Raw genomic sequence first — 13,275 nt, forward strand, 5'->3', positions numbered from 1 at the left:
TGAAAACTTCAAATTTTACGTTATCAGAAATAATCCATCCGGGTTTCTTTTCGTCTTCTCTGCTTAGTCAAACTTTCTGTTGCGTTTAATTATCTAACTATCATTTTTATCGTTTTGAGCTTTCGCCTTCCGGTTTTTGGACCGGTCTGAATGATTGATTATATCCAGGTTTCACACAAACCATCCCATTTTTTTTAACCAAGTCCTAAAATGTCAAAAAATCTATCAAAATCAATCCCGAACCTGCGGGAGTGGGTTTTTCTATCTGCTTTTATTTTTATCAGCTTACAGACTTTTGCACAGAACGTTACCGTAAAAGGAACTGTAACATCAACAACTGACAAAAACGGTTTGCCCGGTGTCAATATTATCGTGAAAAATACGCTGGTAGGTACTTCAACAGATGCCGACGGAAAATTTGAATTGAGCGTTCCTTCGGATGCAATTCTTGTTTTTTCCGGTATCGGGTACGTTACCCAAGAATCTGCGGTGAAGGGAAGAAGTATTGTTGATATCCAGCTTGCGGCCGATACGAAGCAACTTGATGAGGTTGTCGTTGTAGGTTACGGAACACAAAAGAGAAATAGTCTTACCAATTCTGTATCAACAATTTCAGGTGAGGATGTTGCCCGTAGACCAGTTTCAAATATTCAGCAATCTTTTCAGGGTTTGATGCCTGGTGTTGCTGTCAATGATTTGGGCGGTGCTCCGGGGAAATCAAATACTACAATCCGTGTTCGTGGTATTACAACTTTTAATATAAATGGAAGCAGTACAAGCGGTTATGATCTTGGGAAAAATGATGCGCTTGTTATTGTTGACGGTATTGAACAGCAATTAGCTAATATCAATCCTGACGATATCGAATCCGTTTCTATTTTGAAAGATGCTGCATCGACGGCCATTTACGGTTCGCGTGCAACCAATGGTGTTGTTTTGATCACGACAAAAAAAGCAAAAGGATCCAAAATACAGGTTGATTATAACGGCTACTACGCCATCCAAAAATCTAATAATGTCCCTAAAATGATGGGATTGGAAGCTTACATGCGCGAGCAGGTAGCTGCTTACACCAACGCTGGTTCGGCAATTCCAGCGCGTTTCACAGAGGAATCGATCCAGGCTTATGTAAATGCAACAGATCGTGAAAAATATCCTTTGCCAAATACCTGGTTCCAGACTTTGCTTCGTTCTGCGCCTCAGCAAAATCATAGCTTATCTGTTGCTGGTGGTAATGATGTGATACGCACAAGATTAAGTGTGCGCTATCAAAATCAGGAAGGTGTAATTATGAATTTTGGGAATAAAATCGGGGAATTCAGGTTAAATACGGATTATGATGTTTCCAAAAGAGTGCGTGTTAGCGCTAATATCAATTACCGCACAACGAGCACAGAAAATCCGACAACCAATACGGATCCTTCAACCGGAGATGTGATTTCTCCACTGAATAACTTTTTCCACGGATCACTTTGGGCTGTTCCAAAATATCCTGATGGAACTTATGGCTTAAGCACGCAGGGAAATAATCCATTAATGTTTCTTGAAATCGGGGGACAATCCAGACAGAAAACGGATTACCTATCGGGTTTTCTTAAAGCTGAATTTGAGCTTGCCGATGGACTTGTTTTCTCAACGCAGTTTGCGGGAAGAGGCACTTATACGCAGCAGAAAAACTATACAAATTCATATACCAATACGGATAAGAATACGAATATCACAAAAACAATTGCCAACAACAGTTTGTATGAAATCCGTAACACGTTGCGTGAATATACAATCAACAACTTGTTGACTTACGAGAAAAGTTTTGGAAGTCATAATTTGAAGGCGCTTGTTGGTTATTCTCAAATCGGAAATACCCAAACTTTTCTGTCCGCGTACCGTGAGCGTTTTTATAATAATGATATCGGATCCATCGGACAAGGTGCAAATGACGGGACAAAAAGTAATTCCGGTCGTGACGCGGAGTATGGTTTGAGATCCTTTTTCGCCCGTGTGAATTATGACTATGACGGTAAATATCTTCTCGAAGTAAATGGCCGTTATGACGGTTCTTCCAAATTTACCGGTTCAAAACAATATAGCTTTTTCCCTTCTTTCTCTGCGGGTTGGAGAATTTCAAAAGAGAAATTCTGGGAAGGATTGGAAAGTACAGTTAACGATTTGAAATTCAGAGGTTCTTATGGTAAAACCGGAAATCAGTCGGTTGATTTGTACAGTTATTACGCAGCGCTAACGGCCAATGGTTACAGCTTCGGTGGAACGCCTGTTCAGGGTTATCGTCAGAATACTTTGGCAAATACAAACTTGGGCTGGGAATCTACCACGCAGCTTGATTTAGGTGTGGATGCTGCTTTCCTTCATAAAAGATTAAACCTGACCGTTGATTATTACAATAAACAGACAAACGATATTTTGCTGAATCTTGATATTCCGGGCACAATCGGTTTGACTGCACCTCCGCAAAATGCAGGTTCAGTTCAAAATAAAGGTTGGGAATTCAGTGCCAATTATCGCGGTGTGCCAAGTGCTTCGGGTTTCAGATATAGCGTGGGTGGTAATTTAAGTATCAACACCAATTTGGTTACGGATCTTAAAGGAACAGGTCCATACATTACCGGTTCCGATATTGATCCTCGTTACATCATCAAAAAAGGTTTGCCGATCAACACGCTTTGGGGTTATAAAACAGACGGTTTGTTCCAGACACAACAGGAAATCACGGATTACAAAGCGACTTACGCAGCAAATACAAAACCGGGAGATGTTAAGTATGTTGATTTGAACGGCGACGGAAAAATCGATGCAAATGATATGACTGCGATCGGAAATTCTTTCCCAAAATATACTTTCGGCTTCAACGCAGATCTTTCTTACAAGAATTTCGACCTGAATATCATTTTCCAGGGAGCTGCAAAAGTGAATTCTCGGTTGGCCGGTGCTTTGGCTGAAATGGGAAATCAGGAAGGTTTTACGCATGAGATTTATACAAACAATTACTGGACGCCGGAACATACAGACGCGCGTTTCCCTCGTCCGGTTAAGTATGATCTGAGAAACGTAGCAACTTCTGATCGTCTGGTTTTGAATGGTTCTTATCTGCGTTTGAAAAATGTACAATTGGCTTATAACATACCAACGCCGATCACGCAGAAAATTCATTTGAACAAAATCCGTGTCTACGTTTCTGCTACTAACCTTTTTACGATCTCGAAACTGAACGAGTGGAATCTCGATCCAGAAGCTCCATCCGGACGTGCGGTTTACTATCCGCAAACTGCCTTGTATACTGCTGGTTTGAATCTGCAATTCTGATCGTAACTCATTACCATTGACTTGAAAATCATGAAAACGAATAAATTAAAATATATAATCCTGTCGCTGGCGGTTTCAACCATTGCTCTGGTTTCCTGCGACAATGATCTTCTGGAAACTGTCCCGAACGACCGCCTTTCTGTGGATGTTTTTTGGAGAACTGAAACGGATGCGAAACTTGCCGTAAACGGATTGTATACCGATTTGGATAGTACAAACATTATCAGTTGGGACGCATTGACGGACATTGCGCACACAAACCAGAACTTTGATGTGCAGGCTTATATAGAACTTGGAACCTATGACGGAACAAGCTCAAAAGTCCTTGGCGAATGGAGAAGAGCTTACAGAGGAATTCGGGCGACGAGTTATTTTTTGGAAAATGTTGATAAAGTAGCGTCAACAAATACAGCTTTGATCAATCAGCTGAAAGGTGAAGCCAAGGTTTTACGTGCTTACCAATATATCAAACTGGCCGCATTTTATGGCGATGTTCCGTTGGTAACTTCTTCGATTACAATTGATGAAGGAAGAGCTTTGGTAAAATCACCGGTATCGGCAATCTGGGATTTTATTGATAAGGAATTAACTGAGGCCGCCGCACTTTTACCAACAACTTATCCCGCCACGGACAAAGGAAGAGTAACCCAGGGCGCTGCATTAGGTTTGGCTGCAAGAGCAAATTTGTATGCGGGTCGTTACCAAAAAGCGGCTGATGCGGCTGATAAAGTAATGAAACTGGGCATTTACGGTTTGTACGAATCTTACGAAAAGTTGTTCACCTATGCCGCTGAAAATAACAAAGAAGTTTTGTTTGACAGACAATTTATAAAGGATACTTATCCAATTAACGTTTTCTCCATTTTGGCACCATACAGCCAGAAAAACGGCGGCAGCGCTTATGTTCCAACCAAAGCGTTGGTTGATATGTACGAAACGCTGGATGGAAAATTAATTACGGATGCGGCTAGCGGTTACAATCCTGCAACACCTTACGCGAACCGTGATACACGCTTGAAATATTCTGTTTTTCTGGATGGTGATATTTTGCCAAGCGGTATTGCATTCAAACCGGCGCCAACAAGCGGAACTGCGGATGCTGTCGGAAGTACTTACATTGCTTCAACAACTGGTTTTAATATCAAAAAATACATTATTGCAGACGATTATGCGAATCCGGTAAATAGCGGAATCAATATTATTTTGCTTCGTTATGCAGAGATTTTGCTGACTTACGCCGAAGCAAAAATTGAAACCGGACAAATCGATGCAAGCGTTCTCGCTGCAATTAACGCGGTAAGAAATGGTAGAAACGATGTAAAACAGCCTTCTGTAACCACATTGTCACAAACTGAACTGCGTACAATTGTTCGTCGTGAAAGAACGGTTGAACTGGCTTTTGAAGGTCAGCATTTGTTTGACATCCGTCGCTGGAAAACCGCTGAAAAAGTAATTCCGGGACCAGTTTATGGTATTACTTACAAAGATGCGAGCGGAGCGTTGGCAACTGTTCAGGTTGTTTCGGTGAATAAAACTTTTGATGTAAGCCGTCATTATTTGTGGCCGGTTCCGCAAAAAGAAAGAGATTTGAATCCATCATTGACACAAAACCCAGGCTGGTAAAATATGCTTAGTATTAAAAAATTAAAGTTCGTTATCGTTTCCTGTTTTGTTTTAGGTCTGGCTGTTTTTATGGCAGCCATGGCCCCGAAACCGGTTTCAAAAACACCCAATATCGTTTTGTTTTTTATTGACGATATGGGTTATGGTGATTTGTCGGTTACCGGTGCGCTGGGTTACAAAACGCCAAATATTGACAAACTGGCTTCCGAAGGAACGCGGTTTACCAATTTTATGGCGGCGCAAGCAGTTTGCAGCGCATCACGTGCGGCTTTGCTGACAGGTTGTTATCCAAACCGTGTCGGTGTTGCCGGCGCTTTTGGTCCGAAACAAGGATTGGGACTCAATCCAAATGAAGAAACAATCGCTGAATTATTGAAAGCAAATGGCTACACAACCGGGATTTTCGGTAAGTGGCATTTAGGAAATGACTCTATTTTTCTTCCCTTAAAGCAAGGTTTTGACGAATATTATGGCGTTCCATATTCTCACGATATGTGGCCACTCCATCCATGGCAAAAGCAAGCGCAGTATCCGCCGCTTTTCTGGATTGAAGGCAATAAGCAGGTGAAAGAAATTAAAGACCTGAATGACGCAAGTCTGATTACCGGAACTGTTACGGAACACGCTGTTTCTTTCATCAAGAAAAATAAGAAAAAGCCATTTTTTCTATATGTTCCGGAACCTATGCCGCACGTTCCCCTGGCTGCAAGTGCTAATTTCAAAGGGAAAAGTGAACGTGGAATTTTTGGAGACGTGCTGACAGAACTGGATTGGTCGGTAGGAGAGATCATGAAAGAATTGAAAGCGCAAGGTTTAGATGATAACACGATTGTGATCTTCACCAGCGATAATGGTCCGTGGCTGAATTATGGTGACCATGCAGGTTCGTCAGGTGGATTCCGTGAAGGAAAAGGGACTTCATTTGAAGGCGGTCAACGTGTTCCGGCGATTATCCGCTGGCCAGGTGTGGTGCCTGCGGGAAGAGTGTCAAACAAACTTTTATCAAACATTGATATTTTGCCTACACTGGTTAAATTGACAGGTTCAAAATCTCCCAAAGAAAAAATTGACGGAATTGAATTTGTTGATTTGCTGAAAGGTGATGACAGCAAAACGCCAAGAGAAAATTTCCTTTATTATTACCGTCAAAACAGTCTGGAAGCAGTGCGTAAGGGCAATTGGAAACTTGTTTTCCCGCATCCGGGACGTACTTATGAAGGTTCTTTGCCAGGAAAAGACGGTCAGCCTGGCCCTGCGCCTGAAAATCATGATTTCCCGGTTGCACTTTACAATCTGGGTCGTGACCCGGGTGAGCGTTATGATGTTTATTCTCAAAACCCTGAAATTGTAGCGGAACTTGAAAAAATTGCAGATGCTGCAAGAGAAGATTTAGGCGATGATTTGCATAAGAAAACCGGAAAAAACAGAAGACCGGGCGGAAAAATTGAGAAATAAAACAAGCTGATATCATTAGTTGATGATGCCTTATAAAGGAAAAAAAAGCTGAAAGAAGTCAGGTGTCCAATACTTGACTTCTTTTGCTTTTCACTCGGGCTGAAAAATTAAAATCTAAACCCAACTAGGTTATGAAACAATACAGATTTTTCATTTTGTTTTTTACAACACTACCTTTTTTTATCACAAATTCCTTCGCCCAAAAACCAGCCAGAAAACCGAATATCATTTACATTTATGCCGATGACTTAGGTTATGGTGAACTTGGTGCTTACGGTCAGAAAAAGATAAAAACACCAAATCTTGACAAGCTTGCCAAAGAGGGAATCCGTTTCACAAAACATTACACAAGCACGCCCGTTTGCGCTCCGGCGCGTTGCATGCTGCTAACTGGTCGGCACGGCGGACATTCTTTTATTCGCGGAAATTATGAAATGGGCGGTTTTGCCGATGATAAAGAAGGCGGACAAATGCCGCTTCCCGAAGGAACATTAACGATAGCAAAAGTTTTGAAAAACGCAGGTTATATTACAGGTGCGTTCGGGAAATGGGGTTTGGGAATGAACAATACAACCGGTGATCCGAACAAGCAGGGGTTTGATTATTTCTACGGATATCTCGATCAAAAACAGGCTCACAATTATTATCCGACGCATTTATGGGAAAATGGCAAATGGGACAAACTAAATAATCCGGTCATTGACGTACACAGAAAATTGTCTGCCGATGCGCCAGATAGTGCTTTTAATTATTTTATAGGGAATGAATATGCTATTGATAAAATTGCAGATAAAGCGCAGAAATTTATCAGTGATCACCAAAAAGAATTCTTTTTCTTATATCTACCAATGACAATCCCGCATGCGTCATTACAGGTTCCGGATGAGGCAGTAAAAGAATACATCGGGCAATTTGAGGAGAAACCTTACTACGGAGAAAAGAATTACGCATCCACAAAATATCCGCATGCAACGTATGCTGCCATGATCACTTACCTGGATAAGCAGGTGGGGAAAGTTATGGAGCAGGTGAAAGCACTGGGACTGGATGAAAACACGATCATTATGTTTTCAAGTGATAATGGAACCACATTTAATGGCGGAACGGATGCGAATTTCTTCAACAGCGTGGCCGGTTTGCGAGGTCTGAAAATGGATATTTACGAAGGCGGAATCCGTGAGCCGTTTATCGCCAGATGGCCGGGAAAAATCGCTGCCGGTACTACGACGGATTTTGTTTCTGTTCAATATGATATGTTTTCTACTTTCGCAGATATCGCAGGAATTACTGCGCCTCCTTCGGATGGGATTTCATTACTACCTGTTTTAACCGGAAAAGGAAAACCCAAAACACGTGAATACTTGTACTTTGAATTTGGTGAAAAGTCAGGAGAAATAGCCATTCGCTTTGCTGATTTCAAAGCTGTGAAAAGCGGTATTCGAAAAAATAAAAATGCTGCCTGGGAATTGTACGATATGCGTTCTGATGAAAAAGAAACAACAGATGTTGCTTCAAAACATCCGGAAATTATTTCAAAACTGGATGCGATTGTGAAGAAAGAACATTTGAATGCGACTGTTAAGGAATGGGAATTTATTGATCCCAAGTTTTAAGTTTTCCTAAACGCAATGGACGCAATTGTTTCATCTTGCGCCCATTGCGCGTTCTATTGCGTCCATTGCGGTTAAAAAAGACTATTCTAAGTAAAATAATTTATCAAAACCCTTTGGTAGTATCAAAACAAAATCTTTACTTTGTCTATCAAATAAGTAGAGTATATTAATCAAAAGAATATTCTACTATCCAACAAATTACGATAACCATTTTTGATTGAAAATATATATCCACTCCTGATACCCAAGAGACAGCACAAACCGGACTTGCCGGATTTTCGGTGGTTGTCAATTCATGCTTGCTCGGCTGGGCTGTCGCGGGGTATCAGGAGTGGTGAATTTTTTTGCAGCCTGTCAAATTAACTTCGTCACTTCTTCATTAACGGATTTTTGTTTCCGTAAAGTCTGCAATGTAACACAGTTGATTAAATTAAAATTTCATGACAAAGAAATACTTTTTGCTTTTCTTACTACTCACCGGACTTTTTCAAGCCACTTCATCTTTCGCTCAAAATACAAAACGGCCCAATATTATCTTCATTCTGGCGGATGATCTGGGTTATGGCGATGTCGGTTTCAACGGACAAAAGTTAGTTCATACACCAAATATCGACCGGCTCGCGCGAGAAGGCGTTCAATTTTCACAATTTTATGCCGGAACCGCTGTATGTGCGCCGTCGCGTTCGTCACTCATGAGCGGAAAACACACCGGGCATACCTACATCAGAGGAAACAAAGGCGTTGATCCGGAAGGACAGGAGCCTATTGCAGATTCCGTCGTGACTGTTGCTGAAATTTTGAAAAAAGCAGGTTATGCAACTGGTGCTTTTGGAAAATGGGGTTTAGGTCCGGTTGGTTCCTACGGCGATCCGAATAAACAAGGTTTTGATCAGTTTTTTGGATACAATTGTCAAAGTCTGGCGCATCGTTATTATCCTGATCATCTTTGGGAAAACCAGAAAAAGGTGGTTTTGGAAGCCAATCAGAATCTGCTTTATAACAAAGAATATGCACCGGATCTGATCCAGAAAAAAGCACTGGAATTCGTGGATTCAAAAGATGGAAAACAGCCATTCTTTTTATTTCTGCCTTATATTTTACCACATGCAGAGTTGATCGTTCCTGAGGATAGCATCTTTCAATACTATAAGGGAAAGTTTGATGAACAGCCTTACAAAGGAGCTGATTATGGTCCGAATGCGACTAACGGAGGTTATGCATCGCAGCAATATCCGCACGCTGCTTTTGCGGCAATGGTTACGCGACTGGATTTATACGTAGGCCAGATTTTAGATAAATTAAAAGAAAAAGGACTTGATAAAAACACGCTGGTAATCTTTACAAGTGATAACGGACCGCATGTGGAAGGCGGCGCTGATCCTGTATTTTTTCATAGCAGCGCAGGTTTTAAAGGTGTAAAACGTGATTTATACGAAGGCGGAATTCGTGAGCCATTCGCAGCACGCTGGCCGGGCGTGATTAAACCCGGAACCAAAAATGATTACATCGGTGCTTTCTGGGATATCCTCCCAACATTCGCTGAACTGGCAGGTGCAAAACTTACTAAAAAAACAGACGGAATTTCCTTTGTTCCGTCCATTACCGGAAAAGGTGTTCAGAAAAAACATGATTATTTATACTGGGAATTTCATGAGCAAGGCGGTCGGCAGGCGGTGCGTCAGGGAAACTGGAAAGCGGTCAGGCTGAAGGCAGCAGGCCATCCGAATGCACCGGTCGAACTTTATGATTTATCCAAAGATGCAGGTGAGCGTATTAATATTGCGGAGAAATTTCCTGCAAAAGCAAAAGAACTTGGACAGATCATGAACAAGTCGCATGTCGAATCCAGCATTTTTCCATTTGTAAGTCAGGCCGGGAAATGACAAATTGCTTTTCAAACTGAAATATTCCTGAACATGAATTATAACCCGCTAAAAACTTTCCCGATACTGGCAATTCTGCTGGTTTCGGGATTTTTTTCTTTTGGACAAAACAAAAAAACTCAGCCCAATATTATTGTTTTCCTTGTCGATGATATGGGTTGGCAGGATACTTCGGTTCCGTTCTGGACAAAAGTTACTGAATTTAACAAACGGTACCATACGCCAAATATGGAGCGTTTGGCGAGAGAAGGAATGAAATTTACCAATGCTTATGCGATGCCGGTTTGCACACCTTCGCGGGTAAGTTTGATGACAGGCGTTAATGCGGCGCATCACCGCGTTACGCACTGGACTTCACCGGACAAAAATAAAAATACAGATTTTGCAGATTCAACACTCAATCCGGTAGACTGGAATATAAACGGATTCAGTCCGGTAGCCGGAATTCCTCACACATTTTACGGAACGCCACTGCCAGCTATTTTGAGTCAGGCCGGTTATTACACGATTCACAGCGGGAAAGCACATTTTGGATCAGCCGGGACGCCCGGCTCTGATCCGAAAAATCTGGGTTTTCAGGTTAATATTGCCGGTAATGAAATCGGTCATCCGGCAAGTTATCTGGGGGAAAAAAATTATGATAATGCCAAAAATGGAAAACCAAGCAGGAATGCTGTTCAGGGTCTGGAAGCTTATTACGGCAGCGACGTTTTTCTAAGCGATGCGATTACGACAGAAGCTTTGAAAGCCTTAGAAAAGCCATTGACAGAGAAAAAACCATTTTTTCTATATCTGGCCCAGTATGCAGTCCACGTGCCTTTGGATGCCGACAAACGTTTTGTTCTAAAATATTTAAAAGCTGGTCTTGATAGTACCGAGGCAAAATATGCTGCGCTGATTGAAGGTATGGATAAAAGTCTGGGTGATGTACTGCGTTTTCTGGACGACCGGACAATTGCTGAAAATACAGTCATCCTTTTCATGTCGGACAACGGTGGATTAAGTCTTACACCACAGCGTGGAGGAAAAGCCTGGACGCATAATTTACCGCTGAAAGCCGGGAAAGGATCTGTGTATGAAGGAGGAATTCGTGAGCCAATGCTGGTGCGCTGGTTAGGTGTTGTGAAACCCAAATCAGTTGCGGACCAATATGTGATTATTGAAGATTTTTTTCCGACAATTCTGGAAATTGCGGGTATTAGTAATCCGAAAATTATTCAGCAAATTGATGGGAAGAGTTTTCTCTCAATTTTGAAAAATCCCGCTTTGAAGGATGAAAACAGAGCATTGATATGGCATCACCCAAACCGCTGGATTCCAGCCGAAGGGCCTAATATTCATTTTTCAAGCGCATTTCGGAAAGGGGATTGGAAATTGATTTATGATTATCGGAAAAGTAAACTGGAATTGTATAATCTGAAAAATGATATTGGAGAGCAGCATGATTTGTCAGCAGAAAATCCTCAAAAATTAAAGGAACTGGCGAATCTTTTTACCATTCAATTAAAAAAATGGGCCGTGCAGTGGCCGACGTATAAAAAGGATGGAAAAGTTGTTCCCTGGCCTAATAAAATAATTAGTTACACAGAGAAAACCAGAGGTAAAAAAGAGATTCACAGAGAATAATCTCTTTGCCCTCCTTTGAATCGCACGGCGTCCGCTCTGTGGTCCTTTGTGTAATATTGTCGAGATTTTAAAATACCTGTTATGATCGATTTCCGCTTCAATTACCCTGTCCTGGACAAGCAGCATACTTTATTTCAAAATGCTTTAGCTGCACTTGAACCCAACGATGCCTATCTGAAAATGGAAATTTCGGGCGGTTATCCGGAAGACAGGAAAATTGCATCACAATGGTTATCGAAACCGGATTATCCTGTGATGCCGGAATCTGTGGTTTTAGCTTGCGGCGGGCATCATGCGCTTACCGTAATTCTTTTAGCAACCGGACTTTCCGGCGGAGCGGTTCTGGTTGATCCTGTTACGTACAACGGATTTATCGGTCTCGCATCAATCATGAACGTTAAGTTAATTTCCTGTCCGATTGACGATAAAGGAATGAAACCGGAAGCCATGGCGGAATTATGTCTCAGTCAAAAAATCAAAGCCGTTTATTTGATGCCGACTATTCACAATCCGTTGTGTTTCATCATGCCTTTGGAGCGTAGACTGGAAATTGTAGAAGTGGCCCGACTGTTTGATTTAATACTGATTGACGATGATGCGTATGGATTTCTGGAACCTGAAATTCTTCCAAATTTTGCTCAGTTAGCGCCTGAACGTGGATTTTTTATTTACAGTTTTGCCAAAATTCTGGCGCCCGGTGTGAAAACATCTTACATCATTGTTCCTGAAAAATGGTTGGCTCAGGTATTGACCTTGATTAGAATTACGTCCAGCGGTTCTGTAACTTTGTTTACCAGATTGATCAGCAGCTGGATTTTATCAGGCGAAGTTGGCCGGATTATAAAAGAAAAACAGGACATTGCTGCCGAAAGACAAAAAGTCGCTGCCAAAGTTTTGTCTGGTAATAAAATGATTACCCAACCAACCAGTTTTCACTTCTGGATTCCACTTTCTGAAACTGTTAACCCAAATCAATTTGGAGAAAATCTTTCGGCGAAAGGCGTTGATGTGGTTACAAGTGGAGGTTACAATGTAAACGGGGATCCAAAGTATAATGGAATTAGGGTAGCATTGGGAAGCGTTTCGGATGAAAAAATCCTGACGGAGGGATTAACAATTATTGCAGAAAGTTTAGACCAAACCCAATCCCGCTGAGATCTTTATTAAGGAAGCCGTGTTGTTTACATCAAACTTCATCAGCAAATTTGCCCGGTGTGTATTCACAGTAGTAACGCTCACGAAAAGCTTTTCAGCAATTTGAGGGTTTGTCATTCCTTCGGCGATCAGCAACAAAACTTCCTTTTCTCTTCGGGTTAAAAAAGGAATTGTTTTTGGTGAAATTTCAGTGGTCTGATTTTGATCAAAATTGACATTCATGAAATAACCGCCGGCCATAACTTGCCGGATAGCTTCCAGAATATCTTCCCGTGAAGAACTTTTTAAAAGATAACCGCAGGCACCGTTTTGAATCATTCGTGATACATAAGCACGCTCACCAAAAGTGCTTAACGCAAGGGATTTTACCGTTGGAAATTGATCTTTAATTTTTTTGCAAAGATCAATTCCGTTAATGTCCGGCAGATTTATGTCAAGAAAAGCAACATCAATTTTGTTATTTTTTAAAAAGGAAATGGTTTCAAAAGCATTGGACGCGGTACCAACTACCTCAACACTTTCATCCTTTGCCAGCAAAGATTTTAACCCTTCCACTACCAGCGGATGATCATCTACGATTAAAATTTTTACAGCCATTGAGA

Annotated in this window: 8 protein-coding genes; 7 read left to right on the forward strand and 1 reads right to left on the reverse strand. The window is 41.5% G+C overall.

What is annotated here, in order from left to right:
* Positions 1–210 precede the first annotated feature (210 nt).
* The 7 genes from IEE83_RS32135 (at position 211) to IEE83_RS32165 (ending at position 12,673) form a co-directional block, all read left to right on the forward strand.
* Positions 211–3,318 carry a SusC/RagA family TonB-linked outer membrane protein gene (locus IEE83_RS32135; protein WP_194124788.1) on the forward strand — a complete coding sequence of 1,036 codons (3,108 nt, stop codon included), beginning with the start codon at positions 211–213 and terminating at the stop codon, positions 3,316–3,318.
* A 30-nt stretch (positions 3,319–3,348) separates the two neighbouring features.
* Positions 3,349–4,941, forward strand: coding sequence for a RagB/SusD family nutrient uptake outer membrane protein (locus IEE83_RS32140; RefSeq protein WP_194124789.1), 1,593 nt, complete (start codon positions 3,349–3,351; stop codon positions 4,939–4,941).
* A gap of 3 nt (positions 4,942–4,944) precedes the next feature.
* Positions 4,945–6,396, forward strand: coding sequence for a sulfatase family protein (locus tag IEE83_RS32145; protein ID WP_194124790.1), 1,452 nt, complete (start codon positions 4,945–4,947; stop codon positions 6,394–6,396).
* Positions 6,397–6,527: 131 nt separating this feature from the next.
* Positions 6,528–8,009 carry an arylsulfatase gene (locus IEE83_RS32150; RefSeq protein WP_194124791.1) on the forward strand — a complete coding sequence of 494 codons (1,482 nt, stop codon included), beginning with the start codon at positions 6,528–6,530 and terminating at the stop codon, positions 8,007–8,009.
* A 440-nt stretch (positions 8,010–8,449) separates the two neighbouring features.
* A complete protein-coding gene (locus tag IEE83_RS32155) occupies positions 8,450–9,892 on the forward strand; it encodes an arylsulfatase (RefSeq protein ID WP_194124792.1) in 1,443 nt (480 codons plus the stop codon).
* A gap of 33 nt (positions 9,893–9,925) precedes the next feature.
* Positions 9,926–11,518: a sulfatase gene (locus tag IEE83_RS32160; protein WP_194124793.1), complete on the forward strand. Its 1,593-nt coding sequence runs from the start codon at positions 9,926–9,928 to the stop codon at positions 11,516–11,518.
* 81 nt (positions 11,519–11,599) lie between these two features.
* Positions 11,600–12,673, forward strand: coding sequence for an aminotransferase-like domain-containing protein (locus IEE83_RS32165; RefSeq protein ID WP_194124794.1), 1,074 nt, complete (start codon positions 11,600–11,602; stop codon positions 12,671–12,673).
* Here IEE83_RS32165 and IEE83_RS32170 read toward each other — a convergent pair.
* Positions 12,650–13,270 (reverse strand): response regulator, encoded by a 621-nt coding sequence (locus IEE83_RS32170; RefSeq protein WP_194124795.1) that lies wholly within the window; start codon positions 13,268–13,270, stop codon positions 12,650–12,652. The genes IEE83_RS32165 and IEE83_RS32170 overlap by 24 nt on opposite strands.
* Positions 13,271–13,275 lie beyond the last annotated feature (5 nt).

Source organism: Dyadobacter subterraneus, assembly GCF_015221875.1.
Classification (GTDB): Bacteria; Bacteroidota; Bacteroidia; order Cytophagales; family Spirosomataceae; genus Dyadobacter; species Dyadobacter subterraneus.